The organism is uncultured Gordonia sp. (assembly GCF_937858515.1).
Lineage (GTDB): Bacteria > Actinomycetota > Actinomycetes > Mycobacteriales > Mycobacteriaceae > Gordonia.
The window spans coordinates 1-21,953 of sequence record NZ_CALLZT010000051.1; the positions used below are offsets into that span (position 1 = coordinate 1).

The 21,953-nt window shown below is 67.3% G+C and carries 20 protein-coding genes; 8 read left to right on the forward strand and 12 right to left on the reverse strand.

Annotation, left to right across the window (positions count from 1 at the left end; translation table 11 throughout):
* The 3 genes from Q0627_RS03905 to mshA all read right to left on the reverse strand — a co-directional run.
* Nucleotides 1–805, reverse strand: an 805-nt coding sequence (locus tag Q0627_RS03905) for an AMP-binding protein (RefSeq protein WP_298807783.1), incomplete at its 3' end; no start/stop codon positions are given.
* 177 nt (nucleotides 806–982) lie between these two features.
* Complete coding sequence (locus Q0627_RS03910) at nucleotides 983–1,564, reverse strand: YbjN domain-containing protein (RefSeq protein ID WP_298807785.1); 582 nt, start codon at nucleotides 1,562–1,564, stop codon at nucleotides 983–985.
* A 29-nt stretch (nucleotides 1,565–1,593) separates the two neighbouring features.
* Complete coding sequence (gene mshA, locus Q0627_RS03915; RefSeq protein WP_298807787.1) at nucleotides 1,594–2,979, reverse strand: D-inositol-3-phosphate glycosyltransferase; 1,386 nt, start codon at nucleotides 2,977–2,979, stop codon at nucleotides 1,594–1,596.
* Nucleotides 2,980–3,085: 106 nt separating this feature from the next.
* Here mshA and Q0627_RS03920 point away from each other — a divergent pair, with 106 nt between their 5' ends.
* The 4 genes from Q0627_RS03920 to Q0627_RS03935 all read left to right on the forward strand — a co-directional run bounded on the left by Q0627_RS03920 (nucleotide 3,086) and on the right by Q0627_RS03935 (nucleotide 9,440).
* On the forward strand, nucleotides 3,086–4,072 hold the full coding sequence (locus Q0627_RS03920) for a metal ABC transporter solute-binding protein, Zn/Mn family (RefSeq protein WP_298807798.1): 987 nt from the start codon (nucleotides 3,086–3,088) through the stop codon (nucleotides 4,070–4,072).
* A gap of 4 nt (nucleotides 4,073–4,076) precedes the next feature.
* Nucleotides 4,077–4,889, forward strand: a complete 813-nt coding sequence (locus Q0627_RS03925; RefSeq protein ID WP_291013521.1) for a metal ABC transporter ATP-binding protein — start codon at nucleotides 4,077–4,079, stop codon at nucleotides 4,887–4,889.
* The gene (locus Q0627_RS03930; protein ID WP_291013519.1) at nucleotides 4,886–5,758 is read left to right on the forward strand and encodes a metal ABC transporter permease; all 873 of its coding nucleotides are present in this window, start codon (nucleotides 4,886–4,888) and stop codon (nucleotides 5,756–5,758) included. The genes Q0627_RS03925 and Q0627_RS03930 overlap by 4 nt, the downstream gene beginning before the upstream one ends.
* A 235-nt stretch (nucleotides 5,759–5,993) precedes the next feature.
* Complete coding sequence (locus tag Q0627_RS03935) at nucleotides 5,994–9,440, forward strand: Ig-like domain-containing protein (protein WP_298807791.1); 3,447 nt, start codon at nucleotides 5,994–5,996, stop codon at nucleotides 9,438–9,440.
* Nucleotide 9,441: 1 nt separating this feature from the next.
* On the opposite strand, the gene Q0627_RS03940 is transcribed toward Q0627_RS03935, so the two are convergent.
* Both Q0627_RS03940 and Q0627_RS03945 read right to left on the reverse strand, forming a co-directional pair.
* Nucleotides 9,442–10,989, reverse strand: coding sequence for a carboxylesterase/lipase family protein (locus tag Q0627_RS03940; RefSeq protein ID WP_291013517.1), 1,548 nt, complete (start codon nucleotides 10,987–10,989; stop codon nucleotides 9,442–9,444).
* A 28-nt stretch (nucleotides 10,990–11,017) separates the two neighbouring features.
* A complete protein-coding gene (locus Q0627_RS03945) occupies nucleotides 11,018–11,524 on the reverse strand; it encodes a DUF2599 domain-containing protein (protein ID WP_291013516.1) in 507 nt (168 codons plus the stop codon).
* 65 nt (nucleotides 11,525–11,589) lie between these two features.
* On the opposite strand from Q0627_RS03945, the gene Q0627_RS03950 reads away from it, so the two are divergent.
* Nucleotides 11,590–12,396, forward strand: a complete 807-nt coding sequence (locus Q0627_RS03950) for an alpha/beta hydrolase (RefSeq protein ID WP_291013514.1) — start codon at nucleotides 11,590–11,592, stop codon at nucleotides 12,394–12,396.
* Nucleotides 12,397–12,417: 21 nt separating this feature from the next.
* Here the strand turns inward: Q0627_RS03950 and Q0627_RS03955 are convergent, their stop codons facing one another.
* The 6 genes from Q0627_RS03955 to Q0627_RS03980 form a co-directional block, all read right to left on the reverse strand.
* Nucleotides 12,418–13,968 carry a carboxylesterase/lipase family protein gene (locus Q0627_RS03955; protein ID WP_291013512.1) on the reverse strand — a complete coding sequence of 517 codons (1,551 nt, stop codon included), beginning with the start codon at nucleotides 13,966–13,968 and terminating at the stop codon, nucleotides 12,418–12,420.
* 127 nt (nucleotides 13,969–14,095) lie between these two features.
* Nucleotides 14,096–15,049, reverse strand: coding sequence for a 23S rRNA (guanosine(2251)-2'-O)-methyltransferase RlmB (rlmB, locus tag Q0627_RS03960; protein ID WP_291013510.1), 954 nt, complete (start codon nucleotides 15,047–15,049; stop codon nucleotides 14,096–14,098).
* Nucleotides 15,050–16,456, reverse strand: coding sequence for a cysteine--tRNA ligase (gene cysS / locus Q0627_RS03965; RefSeq protein WP_291013509.1), 1,407 nt, complete (start codon nucleotides 16,454–16,456; stop codon nucleotides 15,050–15,052).
* Between the two features lie 11 nt (nucleotides 16,457–16,467).
* Complete coding sequence (gene ispF, locus Q0627_RS03970; RefSeq protein WP_291013508.1) at nucleotides 16,468–16,932, reverse strand: 2-C-methyl-D-erythritol 2,4-cyclodiphosphate synthase; 465 nt, start codon at nucleotides 16,930–16,932, stop codon at nucleotides 16,468–16,470.
* A 13-nt stretch (nucleotides 16,933–16,945) separates the two neighbouring features.
* Nucleotides 16,946–17,638, reverse strand: coding sequence for a 2-C-methyl-D-erythritol 4-phosphate cytidylyltransferase (gene ispD, locus Q0627_RS03975; protein ID WP_291013507.1), 693 nt, complete (start codon nucleotides 17,636–17,638; stop codon nucleotides 16,946–16,948).
* A 3-nt stretch (nucleotides 17,639–17,641) separates the two neighbouring features.
* Nucleotides 17,642–18,130, reverse strand: a complete 489-nt coding sequence (locus tag Q0627_RS03980) for a CarD family transcriptional regulator (protein ID WP_291013506.1) — start codon at nucleotides 18,128–18,130, stop codon at nucleotides 17,642–17,644.
* Between the two features lie 343 nt (nucleotides 18,131–18,473).
* On the opposite strand from Q0627_RS03980, the gene Q0627_RS03985 reads away from it, so the two are divergent.
* Together Q0627_RS03985 and radA are read left to right on the forward strand one after the other, a co-directional pair.
* Nucleotides 18,474–19,094, forward strand: a complete 621-nt coding sequence (locus Q0627_RS03985) for a hypothetical protein (protein WP_291013505.1) — start codon at nucleotides 18,474–18,476, stop codon at nucleotides 19,092–19,094.
* A 37-nt stretch (nucleotides 19,095–19,131) separates the two neighbouring features.
* Nucleotides 19,132–20,487, forward strand: a complete 1,356-nt coding sequence (gene radA / locus Q0627_RS03990; RefSeq protein WP_291013504.1) for a DNA repair protein RadA — start codon at nucleotides 19,132–19,134, stop codon at nucleotides 20,485–20,487.
* On the opposite strand, the gene Q0627_RS03995 is transcribed toward radA, so the two are convergent.
* Nucleotides 20,465–20,944, reverse strand: a complete 480-nt coding sequence (locus tag Q0627_RS03995; RefSeq protein WP_291013503.1) for a PaaI family thioesterase — start codon at nucleotides 20,942–20,944, stop codon at nucleotides 20,465–20,467. The genes radA and Q0627_RS03995 overlap by 23 nt on opposite strands.
* Before the next feature lie 43 nt (nucleotides 20,945–20,987).
* Here Q0627_RS03995 and disA point away from each other — a divergent pair.
* On the forward strand, nucleotides 20,988–21,953 hold a 966-nt coding region (gene disA, locus Q0627_RS04000), incomplete at its 3' end, for a DNA integrity scanning diadenylate cyclase DisA (protein WP_298807797.1).

A 21,953-nucleotide genomic window follows, 5' to 3' on the forward strand; every position in this document is an offset into this window, starting at 1 on the left:
TGACCTTGTGGTTCTGGATGTTCTCCAGGAACTCGACCAGGTCGAAGCGCGGCATCACGACCAGGCGGGCACGGGCGTACAGCGCGGCGTTGAGGAGCACGGTCATGCCGTAGATGTGGAAGAACGGCAGCACCGCGATGATGGCGTCGTCGGAGCTCATCGACTGCAGCGGCTGGATCTGTGCCACATTGGCCACCAGATTGGTGTGGGACAGCTTGACGCCCTTGGGATTTCCAGTGGTGCCGGAGCTGTAGGGCAGCACCGCGATGTGCGTGGCCGGGTCGAACGACACCTCGGGCGCCGGAAGATTCGGTGCCAGCAGGTCGACGGCGTTCGGGTGTCCCGACTTCTCCAGGCCCTCACCGTCGAGAACGATGAGGTTCTCGTCGCCCAGCCCTACGCGCTTGGCGGCCTCGGCCGCGTGCTCGTACAGCGGCGAGACGGTGATCAGGATCTTGGCCTTGGAGTCGATCAGTTGCTTTTCGATCTCGTTGGCGGTGAACAGCGCGTTCAGGGTGGTGGCGGTGGCACCGGCCCGCAGCACGCCGTGGAAGACCGTGGCGAACGCCGGAACATTCGGGGACAGAATGCCGACCACGTCGCCGACACCGATCCCGCGCGCCGCCAAAGCGCCTGCCGCGGCATTAATCTGCGCGATCAGCGCACGATAGGTGGTCTCCGAACCCGATTTGGGGTCCACGAGGGCGACCCGATCCAGGTCCTCGTCGGCGATGGAACCGAAGAGGAAGTCATAGACACTGACGTTGGGGATCTCGACGTCGGGATACGGGTTCTTGAAGCTCATCAGACCTCCGTGTAGTGGGATTCGCGGCCACAATCGTACCAACGACGATTGCAAAGATGTGACGCAGACCGCCCCAAACCGGACACACCTCGCGCCCAGCCTGTGAATTTCGTCGGGTATAGCGGTCCGCGCCGCCATATGCCCGAGCGGACCGCCATATCTCCAGAAAGTTGCGGCTCAGCCTGGTGCACCCAGGTCCGCGACCGACGGGCGAGCGGCCTCGCCGGGTAGGGGTTCGCCGGGGTCGGGGAGGGCGTCCTTGTCGATGATGTGCTCGAAGGCTCGCAGGTTGTGCAGGGGTTCGCCGCGGGAGACACGCCAGGCCCATTCGCGCTGGATGGAGGTGTGGAAACCGATCTCGAGCAGAATGTTGAAGTCGCTGTCGGCGGCTTCGAGGACCTGCCCGAGGAGGCGATCGATCTCGTCTCCGGTGACCGCGTCGGCGGAGATGCGGCCGACGAGATAGATGTCGCCGACGTTGTCGAGGGTGTACGCGACGCCGTAGATGCGCCGGTTACGTTTGAGCAGGTATTTGTACACCTCCTCGAAGTCCTCGTCGGGACGCCGGCACACGAAGGCCTCCACCCGCAGCCCGTGTTGCTCGGCGGTGAGCAGCACCGTGGTCTTGAGCTTCTTCTCACCGGGCAGCTCGAGGACGAAGTGTGCGGCCTGCGCACCTCCGGAACTCTTTGTGCTGTAGCCGATCTCGCGTTCAGTGAGCGCAGACTCGACGACCTGGGCGATTTCGCTGTATCCCATGCGGATTTTCCGTTCCCTTCTCTCGCGATTCAGGCGCCCACGCGGGTCCGCCGTCGCAGCCAGCTCCGGCGCATCCGCTGGCCGATGCCATCGGCCATTCCGAGAGCGCCCCTGGAACCCAGATGTTCTTTGAGCACAGCGTGTTTGGATGATTCCAGCGAACTCATCGCGCGACCGTAGCTGACCAACAATGCGTCGACGGTGTGCTCCCAGGAGAACTGTTCGGCGTGACCCCGCGCCGAGGCCGCGAGTTCGGCCAGTCGATCCGGTTGCCACAGAAGGCTTTCCAGCGCCGATGTCCACGTGTCGATCTCATGCCCGTCGACGAGCAGACCACTGTGCCCGTCGGCGACGGCCACTTCGAGTCCGCCGACGCGGGCCGCGATCACCGGCGTTCCACAGGCCTGCGCCTCGATGGCCACCATCCCGAAGCTTTCCGAATAGCTGGGCATCGCAAAGAGATCCGATGCGCGATAGACGTCGGCGAGACGATCGGACGGTTGCGGCGGCAGGAACGTGACGGCGTCGGAGATGCCAAGTTGTGCGGCCTGCTCGATCAGCGCTCCGGGCCGTTCGAGTCCGGTCCCCGACGGACCGCCGACAATCAATACCCGCAGCGGCCGCACACCCGAATCCGGTTGCCGCGAACGGTGAATCAGCGGAGCCGCCGCGGCCAGCAACACATCGGGAGCCTTGAGCGGCTGGATACGGCCGACGAAGGTGACAACCTGCTCGCCGGGGTCGAGCCCGAGTTCGGCCCGCGCCTTGGGCATCGAACCCGTTGTGTAACAGTCGAGGTCGGCGCCGGGGTAGACGACGTCGATGCGGTCGGGGTCAGCGCCGTACATCGAGACCAGTTCGGCGGCCTCGGTTTCGGTATTGGCCACCAGCCGGTCGGCCTCGTCGACGACCTGTTGTTCGCCGATCTCCCGCAGGCGCGGTTCGGCGGTGTCCCCCTTGGCCAGGGATGCGTTCTTGACGGCGGCGAGCGTGTGCGCGGTGTGCACCAGCGGCACACTCCAGCGGTCCCGGGCCAGCCACCCCACCTGCCCCGACAACCAGTAGTGCGAGTGGATGAGGTCGTAGTAGCCGGGGTCGTTCATGGCCTCTGCCCGCAGCACCCCGGCGGTGAACGCACACAGTTGGGCGGGCAGATCCGTCTTGTCGAGGCCCTCGAACGGGCCGGCGACGACGTGGCGCACCAGTACTCCGGGCGCGGCGTCGACGACGGGCGCGTCCGCTGACGACGTGGCGCGGGTGAAGATCTCGACCTGCACCCCGCGCCGGGCGAGCCGGATGGCGGTCTGCCAGACGTACACGTTCAGCCCGCCCGCGTCGCCCGTGCCCGGCTGCGCCAGCGGTGAGGTGTGCACGGAGATCAGTGCGACACGACGCGGCACCGGAAGCACGGACATGACGTCCACCTTAATCGCCCGGCTGAAGCTCCTCCGATTCGTCGGCGGGCCATTCATCCTCTACACTGCTTTCGGTAACGGTTTTCATTTGCGTAAGGCGGTCCTCATGAAGCGGCGAGCATTGGTGAGCACGGCGGCGTTGGTCGGGGCGGGCGTCCTGGTCCTGTCCGGTTGCTCCGACAACGGCGACAACGGCGACAGCTCGGCATCCCCGGGCACCGCGACGCCCGGCGTCCCCACCATCGTCACCTCGACCGACGTGTGGGGTTCGGTGGCGACCGCCGTCGCGGGCGACAAAGCCAAGGTCATCGCCCTGTTCACCAACGCACAGGGCGACCCGCACGAGTTCGAGCCACCGGCGGCCGACACCGCAAAGATCGCCGACGCCGACATCATCCTGATGAACGGCGGCCACTACGACCAGTATCTCGAGGACGCGTCCAAGAGCAGCGATGCCACCGTCGTCAACGCATTCAAACTCCTCAGCGACGACCACGACGACCACGACGACCACGACGACCACGACGATGACGACAGCGACGATCACCAGCACCACGGCGACGCCAACGAGCACGTCTTCTACGACCTGGAGCTGGTCGGCGACGTCGCCGACGAACTCGCCGATGCGCTCGCCACGAAGAACCCCTCGGCCAAGACCACCTACGAGGCCAATGCCGACCGCTTCGAGAACAACATCGACGCCCTGCGCACCCAACTCGCCGACATCAAACGCACCCACAACGGCGCGCAGGTCGCCCAGACCGAACCGCTCGCCGGATACCTGCTCACCGAGGCCGGGCTGAACGACATCGCGCCGACCGGGTTCACCCGGTCAGTCGAGGCCGGACAGTCGCCGTCGGCCGCCGACCGTGCCGCCGTCGAGGACCTGCTCAAACAGCACCGCGTCAAGGCGTTCGTCTACAACGTGCAGGAAGTCGACCAGGTCACCGAGGCGCTGCTGAAGGTCGCGCAGTCTTCGAAGGTGCCGGTCGTCGAGTTCACCGAGACGCTGCCCGACGGCGTCGACAATTACATCGGCTGGCAGCGCGGACAGATCCGGTCGCTCGCCGACGCACTCGGCACCGCACAATAGTCGGGTGAACAGCCCATCACCCCGGGGCCACCGGCCGGTGGCCCGATTCGGTCACGCCCGCCTGGCATTCGGCGACCGCGTCCTGTGGGACGACCTCGACCTGACCATCGAACCCGGCGAATGGATCGCGGTCCTGGGCCCCAACGGGTCCGGCAAGACGTCGTTTCTGCGGACTTTGCTGCATCAGTACCCGCTGAGCTCGGGCGAGCTGGAGGTCACCGACGCCGTCGGCTACATCCCGCAACAACACGCCGACGACGCCGACACGATGGCTCTGCGTGGTCGCGACCTGGTCGGTTTCGGTGTCGACGGCCGATCATGGGGGCTCGGGCTGCGGGGCCGGGCACGCCGGCGCCAGATCGTCGACGACGCGCTGGCGCAGGTCGGCGCCGAGAGGTACGCCGGCGCCCCGCTCGGTGTGCTCTCCGGTGGTGAACAGCAACGGCTGCGGGTCGCGCAGGCACTGACCGCCGACCCCGCCCTCCTGCTCTGCGACGAGCCGCTGGCCAGCCTCGACCCGGCCAATCAGCAGTTGGTCGTCGAGCTGATCGACGCCCGGCGCCGCAATGCCGGCACCGCCGTGGTGTTCGTGACGCACGAGATCAATCCGGTGCTCCCCTATGTGGACCGCGTGCTGTACCTGGTGGGCGGGCAGTTCCTCGTCGGGCCGCCCGATGAGGTGATGACCACCGAAACGCTGTCGAAGCTGTACGGCAGCGATATCGAGGTGATCCGCGTCGGCGGGCGCCTCCTGGTTGTCGGCGGCGAGGACGGCCATCACTGCATGGGCGACGCGCACTCCGACGGTGCCGCGTGAACGCGCCGCTGGCCGCATCCCGGGTCGAGCTGCACCAGTTCTGGGACTTCTCGCAGACCGCCGACCTCCTGCAACGCGACTTCGTGCACCAGTCGCTGCTGGCGCTGGCGCTGGTCGCGCTGATGGGCGGGGTGATCGGGCCGCTGGTGATCGCGCGGCAGATGTCGTTCGCGGTGCACGGCGTGGGCGAGTTGTCGCTGACCGGCGCGGCCGCGGCGCTGCTGCTCGGGGTAAGCGTCAACCTCGGCGGCGTCGGCGGTGCGGTGGTGGCCGCGGCCATCTTCGGGTTCCTCGGCAACAAGGCCCGCGAACGCGACTCGGTGATCGGCGTGCTGATGGCGTTCGGTCTCGGCCTGGGCGTGCTGTTCATCGCCCTCTACGACGGCCGCACCACCACCGCCTTCGCGCTGCTCACCGGACAGGTCGTCAGCGTCACCACGTCGGGCCTTGTGGCCGCGGCCGTGACCGCGGTCATCGTCCTGACGGGCATGGCGATCATCTACCGCCCCCTGCTGTTCGCCTCCCTCGACCCACGCGTCGCCCAGGCCCACGGCGTACCGATGCGACTGCTGTCGGTGGTGTTCGCGGTGCTGATGGCCTTGGCCGTCGCGCAAGCCGTGCAGATCATCGGCGCATTGCTGGTGATGTCGCTGATGATCACCCCCGCGGCCGCCGCATCCCGCGTCAGTGCGAACCCAGCCGTCGTCCTGGGCCTCGCGGTCCTGTTCGCCGAGATCGCCGCCATCGGCGGAGTCATCCTGTCCCTGGCACCCGGCCTGCCCGTATCGGTGTTCGTCACCACCATCTCGTTCCTGATCTACGCCGCCTGCCGCCTCATCGGCCGCCGCCGGATCTGGGCCACCCGATAGCCCACATCTCCGCACAGGCGGTGCCAACCGGCATCTTTTGTGCTGCACACTAATTATTGGGCTTGTAGTCCGAACGGTTGAACTTTTCTCGGCATTCCGAATCACACCGCCGCGACCAGCAGAAACAGTCCGGCCGAGTAGTTCGAAGCGAAAATTGCGTAGTTTGAGGCATTCCCCCAGGCATCACTTTGAGCGATTGTTGACTCTATCTATCTGATCTCGCCTGGAGGATGCCATGCGTATCTCGCAGAAGAACCGCGTCCGCCTGATCGCCGCAGCCGCCGGGGTCAGCTTGTTCCTCAATCCCGGCCAGGCCGCCGCCGACCAGACCGGAAGCCTGTCCGAGTCGTCTTCACAAGGCAGTGCGACCAGCGGCAGTGCGACCAGCGGTTCCGGCGAAGCACCGAGCGGCGGCACCCCGTCGGGCAACGCCAATACCGACAGGGGTGACTCGGATACCGGCGACGGCAACTCCGCCGACGACGGGTCGCCGGGCGACCCCAGTCCCTCCGATGGCGGCAGCCCCTCCGATGGCGGCGAATCACCCGGCGGCGGTACCGGGTCCGGCGCCGGCGGATCGCCCGGTGACGGCGGATCACCCGGCACCGGAACCGGCACCGGAACCGGCGATGGTGGATCGCCCGGTGACAACGAATCCCCGGGTGCGCAAACCCCGGTCACCGACACCCCCGCCAACGGCGCGGCAACAACCCCCGACACCTCGTCCACCCACAACGGTTCCGCCGGCATCGAACCCGTAGAAGAGTCCACCGACACCACACCCCCGACCACCACACCCCCGACCTATGCCGGAACGCCGGCCTACACCGGTTCAGCCGAGGGCGGCGGCGCCTCCTCCGGCACCAATCCACCGGCGAATACCACCCCACCGGCCACCGATCAATCCACCTTCTCCGAACCCGGAACAACCACAGCCACCACCGAACCCGGCCCCGGCCCCGGCCCCGGCGAACGCGTTACGACAGAACCCACCGACACCGGGCAGACAGATACGACCCAACCCAACACCACACAAACCGACACCCCACAGATGCTCGCGTTCTCCACCCCTGCAAGCATCCTCACCGAAACAGGCGACACCCCACAAACTTTCGCACCCGCCGCATTCCTCAACGCCGGCCCGACCACCACGACGGCAACCACCCCGCCGACCACCACCGGACAAGCGGTCGCCGGGCTGTTCGTCATTCTGGGTCTGCCCACCCTCGGCGCCGCGCCCCCCACCCCCTCCCCCCCCCCCCCCGCCCCGTGGCCCCTTCTGTGGGGGTTTCAACCCCCCACACCCTCCCCCCACAACCAACCCCCCACCGCCACACCCACTCTGCAACCCACCATCGACGGCTACACCATCAGCTTGAACGCCACCGACCCCGACTGCGACCCGCTCACCACCACCATCGCATCCGGGCCGGCGAACGGCACCGCAGTGGTCAACAGCGATGGCACGATCACCTACACCGCCAGTCCGGGCAGCCCCACCGCCGACCAATTCACCGTCAAGCTCTCCGACACCGGCCCCCACTTCCACGGCCTGGCGAGCCTGCTGAGCATCTTCACCGGCCGGGACCCGCACACCCGGTACGTCACGATCAACGTCCCCGCACCCACCAACCAGGCCCCGACGATCAACCTCGCGCCACCGTCACAGCCGGCACTCGGATCAGGAACCGTCACGGGCACCCTCACCGCAACCGACCCCGACTCCGACCCGCTGACGTTCACAGTGAACGGCGCAAACACCACCGGCACAAACATATTCACCACCGCCAAGGGCGCGACACTGCTCCTCGACCCGGCAATGGGCACCTACACTTACATCCCGTCCGGCGCCCAGCGATTGGCAGCCTCCTACCTCCATGCCACCAGCGACGACCTCGACGAAACACTCACCATCACCGTCGATGACGGACGCGGCGGAACCGACAGCGCAACCGTCATCGCCCCCGTCGCCGGAATCGTGCTCCCCGGCTCACCCAATGGCAACCTCCCGATCGCCGCTGACGGCACCGCCTACCAGGTCAGCTTCGATTACGATCCCGACACCGGAGTCGTCACCAATTACGTCACCGTCATCACCCCCACCGGCACCACGATCGTCACCACGGTCGCCGGCGACCCCTACAGCGACATCCAGGTCGATCCCGGCGGCACCGCCCATCTGGCCAGCTACACCTACAACCCCGACACGGGCGAATCCGAGTTCTATATCGCCGCCATCACCCCCTCCGGGACCTCAACCGCCACGCAACTCACCGGCGTACCCATCGGCAGCCTCCAGGTCGCCCCGAACGGCACGGTCTACCAGGTCATCCGCACCGACGACCCCGCCAGCGGCGATGCCGTGTCCCACCCCTCGACCACCACCCCCGCCGGGACCACAACCGTCACCGAACTCATCGGCACAGTTGCCGACCTCCGGATCGCGCCCAACGGCACCGCTTACCACACCACCTCCACCTACAACGGCTCCACCGGTCAGTACACCACCTACGTCACCACCATCACGACGACCGGCACATTGACCGCCGTCATCCCACTCGCCGGCGCACCCGGCGGCCTCCAGTTCGCCCCCGACGGCACCGCCTACCAAACCACCTACACCGAAGACCCTGTCACCGGCGACACCATCACCAACGTCACCACCATCACAACCGCCGGCAACGCGATTCGGACCTCACTCTTCGGCTACCCGTTCAGCGACCTCCTGATCGCCCCCGACAGCACCGCCTACCAATCCACCTACACCTACGACGCCACCACCGACGTCTACAACACCTACGTCACCGCCATCACCACCGACGGCACCGCAACCAGAATCTCGCTACTCGACGCCATCCCCGGCCACCTCCAGATTGCCCCGGACGGCACCGTCTACCAGACCACCTACACCTACGACCCCGTCGCCGGCGACGCCACGTATGTCATCGCCATCACCGGCACCGCCGTCGACCTCGAGGTGAGGGCCGACGGCACCCCCAACGGCGGCCCGGTGATCGCCACCGACGGCACCGTCTACCAGACCACCTACACCTACGACCCCGCCACCGGCGACCTCGTCTACAACGTCGTCGCCATCACCGCCATCGGCGGCCTCGCGTTCACCCAGCTCGACGGCGCGCCCTACGGCGACCTCCAGACCGCCCCCGACAACACCGCCTACTACACCCTCTACACGTACGACCCCACCGGCGACATCTCCTTCTTCATCACCGCCGTCGACAGCAGCGGCGTCCTCACCGCCACCACCCCGCTTTCCGGCGTCCCCACCGGCGGCCTCACCTTCGCCCCCGACGGCACCGCATACCAGATCACCTACATCGACGACCCCGTCACCAGCGAAACCAGCTACTTCGTCACCGGTGTGGCCGACGGCATCGCAACCATCACCCCGCTCACCGGCTACTGGTACAGCGAGGTCCTGATCGCCCCCGACAGCTCCGCCCACCTGATCACCTACACCAGCGACCACGCCACCGGCGACATGACGTACTACGTCACCTCCATCACCGCCACCGGCGCCACCACCACCCCACTCGGCGGACAACCCTGGGGCGTCCCCCAGCTCAGACCTGACGGATCAGTCCTGCAGACGGTGGATGCGGGCAACGGCGTCACCCGCATCGTGGTCATCAAACCCGCCGACACGGCGCCGGTGGTGTGAATCAACCGGACAATTCAGTCGAATGCAGGCGCTGCCAGACCTCGCGTCGGCGGGCGTCTGGGTCGGTGTCGACGCGGCTCGGGTCGTCGATGATCAGGACGCGGCGGTCGGCGGTGGTGTAGGCGGGCCAGTCGCTGCCGGGATCGCGGTGGCGGGCGAAACCGCCCCAACGGCCCTGCACCTCGGCGACCAGGCGACTGACCGAACGCCAGTCGGCGATCGCCAGAAAACCGGCGACGTAGGTTTTCAGCGAACCGAACACCGCCAGCATCTCGGTGGTATGGGTGGCGCCGAAACCGCTCGCCTTGAGCAGTCGGGTCACGTAGTCGTAGCGGTAGTGGTAGGTGGGTGCCACCGCGCTGTGGCCGTCGACGAACACGCTGGTGGGGCCCCAGAACAGGAAATCGCCCGACAGTCGCGACTTGTCGGCCTTCTCCTCGCCGTAGACGGCGCGGATCGCCTCACCGCCCGCTGTACCGGCGAGCTTGTGGACGGTCTTCTCCACCGCCGGCGTCAGGTCGAAGAACCGGGCGAACAGCGCTCCTTCCTCCCGGTTGTTGCCGACGACCAGCGGGATCGGGTGAGTGACACCGGCGCGGGCGGCCTGCAGCGGCGACTGCGGCAGGATGTCGTCGCCGATGATCGGTGCCATCGGCAGAAACACCCCGACGTCGACCTTCATCGAATAGTCCATCAGCTTCTTGCCCGCCTGATGGATCGCGTGGCCCGACGCCCGCGACAGCAACCGGCGGGCCTGCCGGGCCGGGAACGGATGCCCGTCATGAGGAGCGCCCGGAGCCCGGAACGGATCGTCGAGGAGCCGCAGGAACTCGTCGGCGATGATGCGTGCGGTGTCCTGCTCGACGACGAGTTCGGGGGCCGGGCTCTCGGCGATCGCGGCGGCGAACAGTCCCTTCGCGGCGGGCACGGCGAGCAGTGCCAGCACCGACGAGCCGCCCGCGCTCTCCCCGAACACTGTGACGTTGTCGGCGTCGCCGCCGAATGCGGCGATGTTGCGCTGCACCCACTCCAGCGCTGCGATCTGGTCACGCAGGCCGAGATTGGTCTCGAACGGGTGCTCGGGATCGGCGTACTCGGTGACGTCGAGGAATCCGAACGGCCCGAACCGGTACTGGATGGTGACGACGACGACGTCCTGGTTGCGGGCGAGATGGGTACCGTCGTAGATGGGGGTGGCTGCCATCCCCATCAGGAAACCGCCGCCGTGGACAAATACCATCACCGGCCGCGGCGCCGATGGCACCGAGTCCGGCGAGAACACGTTGAGCGTGAGGCAGTCCTCGCTCATCGGCTGCAGCTTCAGCGGCGTGGTGAGCGTCAGGTACTTCTCCTGGATGAGCGCGTCGCCGAAGGAGTCACATTCGCGCACACCACGCCACGCTTCCGGCGGCTGCGGCGCGCGGAATCGCTTGTCGCCCAAAGGTGGCGCGGCGAACGGAATGCCCCGCCAGCTGATCGACCTACCGCGACCGCGACGGCCCCCGACCAGCCCCGATTCGGTGGCGATAACACGTTCCATCGATACCATCGGCCTTACTGTACTGCACCCAGGCGGATCAGGGGCCCGGCTCCTCGGCGAACCCGGGATTGCAGCGGGCCGCGATCATCTCGTCGGCGGTGACCACGGGTCTCTGCGGTTCCAGGTTCCAGCTCGTCTTGTCGGGAGCGACGAGCCGGGCGAACGTCCAATGGCAGTCGAATTGCGCTCGCATCCCGGGGCTGTCGGCGCTCGCGTCGAGTTTCTGCACCTCCGACCACGCCTCGTCGCCGGCCGTGGGGGCGTCGGCGTTGCGGCCCGAGAACGTCGGATAGATCTGCAGACTCGGCCCCACCTCGGTGTCGACCCACTGCACGTGGTCGATGTAGGGCGGCAGATATACCGGCGCCGGTGACGGTTCAACCGACGATTCGGATGTGGGTTCGGTCACCGGCGTCACGGAGCTGCTCGTCCCGGCCGACGTGCCGGCATCATCACCGGAGCCGCAGGCCACGGCACCGCACGCCACCACACATGCCGTCAGCGCCGCGCCGAGTGCCCGGACAACGGGCCGATCCTGATCCATACGGTCACGATAGTTGCCCGATCTTTCCACAATCGTGCTCCACCGGCGATGCGGCGTCTGACACCATGGTCGTCATGTCCGTGGCTATCGGCGAGCGCCGAGACGGTGGGGTGTACGTCGACATCGGCGGCACTCCGATCTGGCATCTGCACACCGGTAACCCCGCGGGACCGGCAACGGTCCTGCTCCACAGCCTGTTCGCATCGTCGGCGTCGTGGGCGGCGCAGGTACTCGACTTCGGTGACGGCGGCCTCGACCTGTACACCCCCGAACGGGTGGGTCACGGCCACAGCCCCGACACCGACGAGCCGTTCACGCTCGAAGGCACCGCACAACTGCTGATCGACTACCTGGAGACGGTCGTCCGGCGTCCCGCGCACCTGGTCACCTGGAGCGAGGGCGCCGTCGTCGCCCTGCTCGTCGCCCGTCAGCGCCCCGATCTGGTACACAAGCTGGTCCTGGCCTGCGGATATATCAATTCGGCTGCGATTGAGCCCGATGTGTTCATCGAGCCGCTGGCCCGGCGCGACCCGCTGATCATCGACCTGCTCCGCGAGTTGTTTCTCGCGTTCTCCCCCGACGGTCCCGAACACTTCGACACCTACCTGGCCAAAGGCACCGACCTGATGATCCCGGGACCGGCCTACACCGCCCAGGACTTCGCATCAGTGCAGGCCCCGACGCTCATACTGGCCGCCGACCGAGGCGGCATCGTCATCGAGCATGCCGTGGAACTATCCCGGACGCTGCCGCACGGGCGGCTGGCGGTCGTGCCCGGCACCCACTATCTGCCGGTCGAATCACCCGAGGTGGTCAATCCGCTGGTGCTCTCGTTTCTGGCGGCCGACCCGCCGACCGCCTGGGACCTGTGATCGCCGGCCTGTGATACCGGGTCAGTGAGCCCGGGCCGCGTGCGCCTTCTGCCAAGCCTGGCGACGCTCGCCACCGGGATCGACGCGGACGTGGCACGGGTCGTCGATCAGCAGCACCCGGCGCTGGTTGGTGGTGTACTTGGGCCAGCCGGCGACCGGGGTGTGCACGAGTGCGAAGTTGCCCCAGTGCCGTTGCACGGTGCGGGTGACCCGCTCGGCCGAACGCCACGAACCCACCGCGATACCCGCGCCGAGGGCAGTACGGAACGCCCCGAACACCGCGAACAGTTCCATCGCGTGTGTCGCGCCGAAACCGGTCTTCTCCAGCACCTTGGTCGCGAAGTCGTACCGGTACACGTAAGTCGGAGCCACCGCGCTGTGCCCGTCGGCGATCGTCACCGACGGCGCCCAGAACACCGCATCCGCCGACAGCCGGACACCGTCGGGGCCGTCTTTCTCATACAGTGCCGAGATCTCGTTCCAGCTGTCGATACCCGCGGCGTCGATGACCGTCTTCTCCGCCGGTGGCAGGATATTCCAGGTCTTGGCGAAAAGCAGTCCCTCGTCGTTGTTGGTGCCGATGATCAGCGGCACCGGCAGCAGTTTGCCCGCCTGCGCCGCCGCCAGTGGCGCCTCCGGCAGGATGTCATCGCCGATAACCGGGCCGTAGGGTACGGGCGAAACGATGTCGGTGTGCTTGGCGTAAGCCAACAACCGGGCACCGGCCTTGTGCAGGTCCGCCGCCGACGCCTTGGTCAGCAATTGCCGGGCCCGCTCGGGGGTGATCGGCTCCTCGTCGCGTGCGCCCGCCCGGTACTCGGGGCTTTCCAGGATTCGCAGGAACGCATCGGCGTAGAGGCGTGCGTCGGAGGCTTCGACGACCAGCTCCGGCGCGGGACTCTGGGCGATCGCCGCGTGGAACAGCCCCTTCGAGGCGGGACTGGCCAACAAGGCCAGGACGGCCGACCCGCCGGCGCTCTCACCGAAGATCGTCACATTGCCGGGATCACCGCCGAACGCCGCGATATTGCGCTGCACCCATTCGAGGGCAGCAAGGTGATCACGGATGCCGACGTTGCTGTCGAAGGTGCGTTCGTCGGTGGAGTACGACGAGAAGTCCAGGTAACCGAACGGCCCGAACCGGTACTGGACGGTCACCACGACCACGTCCTGCGTCCTGGCCAGCGCCGATCCGTCGTACAGCGGGGTGGCCGTGGTGCCCAGGATGTAGGCACCGCCGTGGATGAACACCATCACCGGCCGGGGCGTCGACCGCACGGTGTCGGGGGAGAATACGTTGAGGGTGAGGCAGTCCTCCCCGATCGGCTGGTACTTGCCGGGGCCGACGGCGGTGAAACGTTTTGCCTGTACGGCGGCCTTGCCGTAGGCGTTCGCGGGGCGCACCCCCGGCCACGGGGTGGCAGGCTGCGGGGCGCGCAGCCGGTTGCCCGCGATCGGCGGCGCGGCGAACGGGATGCCCTTCCAGCTGATCGTCCCCTTACGGGTCCGCTTCCCATTGACGCCCTCGACCAGTCCGAGGTCCGTGGGAACGATGCTGCTGAGCTTTGTCATCATTCAAATGTAGCGGGCCCGGAAGGTCCTCCGAAGCAGACATCCGTCATAAACCCCACCGCTGGGCGGGAGCGTCACAACAATGTCGATGCTCCCGCCCAGCGGTGGGGTTTGTGACGGGCCGGAGCTATGACAGGCGTCGCTGCCGGGAGAATTCGGCCAGCACCACACCGGCGGCGACTGATGCGTTGAGGCTCTCCACGTCGCCGGCCATCGGGATGGACAGGATCGAATCGCAGCTCTCGCGGACCAGCCGCGACAGGCCCTTGCCCTCGGAGCCGACGACGATGACCGTCGGTCCAGTGCCGTCGTAGTCATCGAGGGTCACATCGCCACCGGCGTCGAGGCCGACGAGCTGAACCCCCGATGAAGCCCAATCCTTCAGTGTGCGAGTCAGATTGGTGGCCTGCGCGACGGGCAGCCGGGCGGCGGCACCGGCGCTGGTGCGCCAGGCGACGGCGGTGACGCTGGCGCTGCGGCGCTGCGGGATCAGCACCCCGTGCCCACCGAACGCGGCCACCGAACGGATCACCGCACCCAGGTTGCGGGGGTCGGTGATGTTGTCGAGGGCCACCAGCAGCGGCGGGGTGCCGCTGGCCTGCGCCTGGGCCATCAGGTCGTCGGGATGGGTGTATCGGTACTCCGGAACCTGAAGTGCCACACCCTGATGCAGACCGTTGGAGGCGATCCGGTCGAGTTCGGGCTTGGTGGCCTCCAGGATCGCGATGCCCTTGTCGGCGGCCAGACCGACCGACTCGGACACCCGATCATCCGGGTCGGAGTTGACGGCCACGTACAGCGCTGTTGCCGGCACCCCGGCACGCAGGCATTCGAGCACCGGGTTACGGCCCACGACATACTCGGGACCGTCCTCGCGTCTGCGTGTATTGGGCCGTCCCGCAGTACGTTTCGCGTTGGCAGCGGCTTTCTTGTGGGCCGCGTGGTACGGCCGGTCGACGGCCTTGGGGGTGGCGCCGCGCCCTTCCAGACCGCGCCGACGCTGGCCACCGGAACCGGTGACCTGTCCCTTCTTAGTGCCGTCCTTGCGAATAGCGCCCCGCCGCTTGGAATTTCCGGCCATCTACTCAGTTCCCCTTCGGGTGGGTTCTTTGAGGGACCATTTGGCCCCGTCGGGGGTGTCGGTGACCTCGATACCGGCCTGCGTGAGGCGGTCCCGGACGGCATCGGCTGTGGCCCAGTCCTTCTCGGTCCGCGCCTGCGCCCGGCGGTCGAGTTCGGCCCGCACCAGGACGTCGAGTGAGGCCGTCGCGGTTGAATCGTCGCCGTCGGACAACCAGCGCTCATCGAGCGGGTCGACACCGAGAACGCCGGTCATCGCACGCACCGTCGAGGCCGTCTGCGCGGCAGCCGCGCCGTCGCCGGACTCGAGTTCGGAGTTGCCGTGGCGAACCGCGTTGTGCACCACCGCCAGTGCGGCGGGCACCCCGAGATCGTCGTCGAGCGCTTCGGCGAACTCCGCCGACACCTCACCGACCTTGACCTCGCCGACCCGCTCGGCCACCCGGTGCAGGAACGACTCGATGCGCCGGTATCCGGCCGCGGCCTCGGCGAGCGCGCCGTCGGAATACTCGAGCATCGACCGGTAGTGGGCACTGCCCAGGTAGTACCGCAGTTCGACAGGCCGTACCTTGCCCAGCATCGCCGGCATCGAGACCACATTGCCGATCGACTTCGACATCTTCTCGCCTGCCAGGGTCACCCAGCCGTTGTGCAGCCAGTAGTTCGCGAAACCGTCGCCGGCACCACGGGCCTGGGCGATCTCGTTCTCATGATGAGGGAAGATGAGATCCATTCCACCGCAATGGATATCGAATTGCGGACCGAGCAACGAGGTGGCCATCGCCGAGCATTCCAGATGCCATCCCGGCCGCCCCGGACCCCACGGAGTAGGCCACGACGGCTCGCCCGGTTTGACCGCCTTCCACAGCGTGAAGTCCCGCGGATCACGTTTGCCGGTGCCCGCGCTCTCGCCCTGATGCACGTCCTCGAGCCGATGCCCGCTGAGTGCGCCGTACTCGGGCAGGCTGCGCACATCGAAGTACACATTGCCGTCGGCGGCGTAGCCGTGCCCGTTGTCGATGATCCGCTGCATGTACTCGACCATCTGCGTCACGAATCCGGTGGCCCGCGGCTCCCCCGACGGCGGCAGCACGCCGAGCGCGTCGTAGGCGGCGGCGAATGCGCGCTCGTGGGTGGCCGCCCACTCCCACCACGGACGGCCCGCCTCGGCGGCCTTGCTGAGGATCTTGTCGTCGATGTCGGTCACGTTGCGCACGAACAACACATCGAGACCGGAGTACTCCAGCCAACGACGCAGGACGTCGAACGCGACACCACTGCGCACGTGACCGATATGCGGCAGTCCCTGCACCGTAGCGCCACACAGGTAGATCGACGCCTGTCCGTCGCGGTACGGAACGAAGTCACGTACCTCTCGGGCAGCGGAATCAAACAGGCGCAAGGTCACGACGCGCCATCTTACCCGTTAGTCACCAGCGCAGTCGCCATTGCGGCAACCCCCTCACCGCGCCCGGTCATCCCCAAACCGTCGGTGGTCGTCGCCGACACCGACACCGGCGCGCCCAGTGCCTCGCCGAGCACCCGCTGCGCCTCGTCGCGCCGCGGGCCGATCTTGGGCCGGTTCCCGATCACCTGCACCGCAGCGTTGACGACGGTCAGCCCGGCGGCCTCGACGAGTGTGGCGACGTGCCGGAGCATCTGCACCCCGCTCACGCCGGCCCACTCGGGCCGACCGGTGCCGAACACCGATCCCAGATCACCCAGGCCGGCGGCCGACAGCACCGCATCGCACAGCGCATGCGCACCGACGTCGCCGTCGGAGTGGCCTTCGCAGCCGGGTTCGCCGGGAAAATACAGGCCGACCATCCAGCACTCCGCCGCGGCGTCGACCCGATGGGCGTCCGTCCCGATACCGACTCTCACCAGATCCCCACTCTCACGACACCAGCATTCTGGCGATCCGCAGATCCCACTGCGTGGTGATCTTGAAACCCAGCGGGTCTCCGGGCACCACCGCCACGTCGATACCACAGCGTTCGGCCAGACCGGCGTCGTCGGTGGCCAGACCCTCGTTGTCGGCGTGGGCCCGAAGCAACGCCTCCCGGGTAAAACCCTGCGGGGTCGAAACCGCACGCAACGGTTCACGGTCCACCGTGTCGACGACCCGTTCGGCATTCGTTGAACCGGGAACCACCCGCTTGAGCGTGTCCGCCACCGGCAGACCCGGAACCACCGCCTGATGCCCGGCCACCACCGCGTCGACGACACGCCGGAACACCCCGGGCGGGGTCAGCGGGCGGGCCGCATCGTGCACCAGAATCACATCGGCATCGGCGCAGGCCGCGAGGCCCGCACGCACCGACTCGCTGCGATGGGCACCTCCCGGTACCACTGTCACGCCCGGCAACAGCTCACGGGCGTGAGCCACCAGTTCAGCGGGAACGACAACCACCACAAACGCGTCGATCCCGGCGCCGGCGATCCCGGAGACACAATGCTCCAGAATCGTCGAACCGCCGAGATCGACAAACGCTTTCGGGGAATCCTCCCCGAGCCGTACACCGGACCCCGCAGCGGGAACAATCACGCCCACTCGGGCGCGGCCGCCCACCAGTCCGGCTTCAGACACAGATCAGGACGCCGCAGCCAGAACCTCGTCGAGAATGCTCGTGGCCTTCTCGTCGTCGGTGTTCTGTGCCAGCGACAACTCATCCACGAGCACCCGGCGCGCACGCGTCAGGATGCTCTTCTCCCCCGCCGACAAGCCCCGGTCCTGCTCACGACGCCACAGGTCACGCACGATCTCGGCGACCTTGATGATGTCGCCCGAGTTGAGCTTCTCCTGATTTGCCTTGAACCGACGTGCCCAGTTGGTGGGCTCCTCGGTGTGCGGGGCCCGCAGAACCTGGAAGACCTTGTCGAGACCCTCTTGCCCCACAACGTCGCGGACACCGACATCCTGAAGCTTCGACGACGGGATCTGAACCGTCATGTCGCCATCGGCCACCTTCAGAACGAGATATTCGATCTGCTCACCCTTGATGGTCCGCGTCACGATGTCCGAAACACGAGCCGCACCGTGACGGGGATACACAACGGTGTCGCCAACTTTGAAATTCAATGTTCTATGCCCCTTTCGAGTGACGCCAGTCTAACACGGCCGTTACCGGGCGGTTCACCAACGGTGCAGGTCAAGGCCCTGACGGCATGCTGCACAGGCGGTTTCACGAAGGTTTGCCGAGGTCGCATACCACCGTGATCCACGCCACGCAAGTACCTGTTTTCCGGGCGCTCGAAGCGCGCTCGGAGACACAATCCGGCAACCAATCTGCGACCCGGCAGGACTAACCCGCCACCGGCCCACTACGCTGCGTAGTGCAGAGTGTGCACGTTACGCACACCACCTTCATCTGAGGACCTTGGAGGAACGGGTGTCACAGCTTCAAAACAGGACACGGCGTCTGATGAGCGCCGCTGCCGTCGGCGCTTTCGGCCTGGCCATCGCGCTCGGCACCTCCGCCTGCGGCGCAGGTCAGGTGTCACAGACCACCAGCCAGGAACCGGCCGTCAACGGCGGCTCCGCCAAACTCGGCGCACTGCTGATCCGCGACGTCACATTCGTGTGGCCCACCGACGCCGAGGCCAGTGCCGAAGCCGGCGGACCCTACGACATCGCCTTCCTCATCAGCAACGAAAGCGCCACCGTCGCCGACAAACTGGTTGCGGTGACCCCCACTCGCGGCACCGTCACCATCACCGGCGACGCCACCATCAACCCGGGCAAGGCACTGCAGGCAGGTGAGTTCCCCGGCCTGGCCGAGGACACCACCAAGACGAGCGCCCCCAGCTCGGCGGCACCGTCCGCGTCTGCCTCCGCCACGAGCGAACCCGAATCAGAAGCCGGTGACAGCGACCACCTCAAGGTCACCCTCACCGGCGCCGGCGACACCGTGCGCGTCGGCGTCAGCACCCAGCTGACCTTCAAGTTCGAGAAGGCAGGCGAAGTGCGGGTCCAGGTGCCCCTCAACGCCGGCCCCGATCTCGAACGCCAGGACAAAGTCCGCGGCGGCGAAGCCGGGCACTAGATCAGCGATGTCGTAGGCGGAATCTAGGGTTGGCCCCGTGGCCAGACCGAAGATCAGCTATGCCTGTTCCGCCTGCGGTTTCGCACCGCCCAAATGGGTTGGCCGGTGCCCGGAATGCGGCGACTGGGGAACGATCGCCGAGAGCGGTCCGGCGCCGTCGTCACGGTCGGCCGCCTCGGTCGCGCCATCGAGCCCGGCCCGGCGGATCACCGACATCGACGCCACCACATCGGTCGCCGTGCCCACCGGTATAGGCGAGTTCGATCGGGTGCTCGGTTCGGGCGTGGTGCCCGGTTCGGTGATCCTGCTCGCCGGTGAGCCGGGCGTCGGCAAGTCCACGCTGCTGCTCGAAACGGTGAAACACTGGGCGCGGCGCGGCAACACCGCGCTGTACATCACCGGCGAGGAGTCGGCCGGGCAGGTCCGGTTACGGGCCGAACGCACCGACGCCGTCCACGAGAGCATCTTCCTGGCGTCCGAGACCGATCTCGCGACCATCCTCGGCCACGTCGACGCCGTCCGTCCCACCCTGCTGATCGTCGACTCGGTACAGACCGTGGTGGCCGGCGGCGTCGACGGAGTGACCGGCGGAGTCACCCAGATACGCGCTGTCACAACGGCTTTGGTGTCACTGGCCAAGAGTCGTGGGATCGCGGTGGTGCTCGTCGGCCATGTCACCAAGGACGGCAACCTCGCCGGCCCGCGGTCGCTGGAACATCTCGTCGACGTCGTGCTGTCGTTCGAGGGCGACAAACATTCGACGCTCCGCATGATCCGCGGCATCAAGAACCGGTTCGGCGCCTCCGACGAGGTGGGCTGTTTCGAGCAGCACGACGACGGCATCCACGAGGTGCCCGACCCGTCGGGAATCTTCCTGCATCAGCGGTCCGCGGACGTGTTCGGGTCGGTCACGATGGTGACGATGGACGGCAAACGCGCCCTCGTCGGAGAGGTGCAGGCCCTGGCCAACGGCGACGATCTGCACAATCCGCGGCGGGCGGTCTCCGGCCTCGACGCCCAGCGCATCGCGATGATCCTGGCGGTCCTGCAGGCCAACGGCTATCCGAAGGTCGGCAAGCAGGAGGTGTACGTGTCGACGGTCGGCGGCATGAAGGTCACCGAACCGGCGGTCGACCTGGCCGCGGCGCTGGCCGTGGCCTCGTTCGTCAAACGCTCACCTATCCCGCAGGACACCGTCGTCATCGGCGAGCTGGGGCTGGCCGGGGAGGTGCGCCGGGTCACCGGCATCGCCCGGCGGCTCGCGGAGGCCAAACGTCTCGGCTTCGCGCGGGCCATCATCCCCGCCGGAACCGACGAGAAACTTCCCGCCGGCATCCGGGCGATGCGCGTGAACAACCTGGGCGAAGCGATCAGCGCGGGCGCGGGACGATGAACAGGGCGTGCGCGATAGCCAGCTCCTGATCCGAATCAGCCGGACGCACAACGGCTTTGCTGTAGATCTTGCGGCCTTTCACCCCCAGCAGTTCAGCGGTGATGCGCACCGTCAACCCCACCGGCACGGGTTTGAGGTAGTCGAGTTCGAGGTGCCCGGTCACGGCGGCGCCGGTGGCGAGCTTGGGTACCGAGCCCAGGACCTCGTCGATCGCGGTGGCCAGGAGACCGCCGTGGATGACTCCGGGGCCGCCTTCCATCCACGGCTCGACCCGCAGATCGGCGTACACAGTGAAGCCCTCGCCGGCGATGGTGACGATGTGCAGACCGTGTGGAGTCCGTGGCCCGCATCCGTAGCACGAAGCGTTGTGTGAGCCCACCGGTTCGCCGGGCGGGGTGGCCTGCGGGTGTCGGGTGACCGGGTCGAGGTCGGCGGGCACGGCGAATTCACTTCTCATAGGTGGATACGCTATTGGTCGACTCACAAGGAGGTGGCACACGGTGCCCGACATTGACAAGCACGGGACCGCCCGCGAAGCGCTGACGCGGGAAACCCTGGCCCGTGTCGCACCGGGCACCGGGTTGCGTGACGGGCTCGAACGGATTCTGCGTGGCGGGACGGGCGCACTGATCGTGCTCGGCCACGACGAGGAGGTCGAGAAGATCTGCGACGGGGGTTTCCGGCTCGATGTCGGGTTCGCCCCCACCCGGCTGCGCGAGCTGGCCAAGATGGACGGCGCGGTGGTGCTGTCGACCGACGGTGAACGGATCCTGCGCGCCAACGTCCAGCTCGTCCCCGACCCGACGATCCCGACCGACGAATCCGGCACGCGTCATCGCGCCGCCGAACGCACCGCCGTCCAGACGGGACATCCGGTGATCTCGGTGAGCGCGTCGATGTCGATCGTGAGCATCTACGTCGACGGGGTGCGGCGGGTCGTCGAGAGCCCCGACCCGATCCTGTCGCGCGCCAACGTGGCCCTGTCGACGCTGGAACGGTACAAGTCACGCCTCGACGAGGTGATCTCGGCGCTCTCGCGCGCCGAGATCGAGGACTACGTGCTGCTGCGGGATGCGATGTCGACCGCGCAGCGCATGGAGATGGTGCGCCGGGTGTCGGTGGAGATCGAGGAGTACGTGCTCGAGCTCGGCGTCAACGGCCGCCAGGTGAGTCTGCAGCTCGAGGAGCTGATCCACGACAACGACACGATGCGTGAGCTGCTGGTCCGTGACTACTACGCGAGCCCTGAGCCGGCCACCACCGAGGAGGTGCGGCAGGCACTCGAAACTATCGAGAGCCTGTCCGACGCCGATCTGCTCGATCTGACGTTGCTGGCCGGCGCGTTCGGCTATCCCACCACCATCGACGCCCAGGACACCTCGATGCGCCCGCGCGGCTACCGTCTGCTGGCCCGGGGTTCACGGATGCAGGTCGCGCACGTCGACCTCCTGGTGCGCAGGTTCGGG

Coding starts and splice junctions, on each gene's coding strand:
- Q0627_RS03945 (WP_291013516.1), bottom strand. CDS start 11,524: ATGGATCAGGATCGGCCCGTTGTCCGGGCACTCGGCGCGGCGCTGACG.
- Q0627_RS03995 (WP_291013503.1), bottom strand. CDS start 20,944: ATGAGAAGTGAATTCGCCGTGCCCGCCGACCTCGACCCGGTCACCCGA.
- Q0627_RS03910 (WP_298807785.1), bottom strand. CDS start 1,564: ATGGGATACAGCGAAATCGCCCAGGTCGTCGAGTCTGCGCTCACTGAA.
- Q0627_RS03950 (WP_291013514.1), top strand. CDS start 11,590: ATGGTCGTCATGTCCGTGGCTATCGGCGAGCGCCGAGACGGTGGGGTG.
- Q0627_RS03920 (WP_298807798.1), top strand. CDS start 3,086: ATGAAGCGGCGAGCATTGGTGAGCACGGCGGCGTTGGTCGGGGCGGGC.
- Q0627_RS03955 (WP_291013512.1), bottom strand. CDS start 13,968: ATGACAAAGCTCAGCAGCATCGTTCCCACGGACCTCGGACTGGTCGAG.
- rlmB (WP_291013510.1), bottom strand. CDS start 15,049: ATGGCCGGAAATTCCAAGCGGCGGGGCGCTATTCGCAAGGACGGCACT.
- Q0627_RS03935 (WP_298807791.1), top strand. CDS start 5,994: ATGCGTATCTCGCAGAAGAACCGCGTCCGCCTGATCGCCGCAGCCGCC.
- Q0627_RS03985 (WP_291013505.1), top strand. CDS start 18,474: ATGAGCGCCGCTGCCGTCGGCGCTTTCGGCCTGGCCATCGCGCTCGGC.
- Q0627_RS03940 (WP_291013517.1), bottom strand. CDS start 10,989: ATGGTATCGATGGAACGTGTTATCGCCACCGAATCGGGGCTGGTCGGG.
- mshA (WP_298807787.1), bottom strand. CDS start 2,979: ATGTCCGTGCTTCCGGTGCCGCGTCGTGTCGCACTGATCTCCGTGCAC.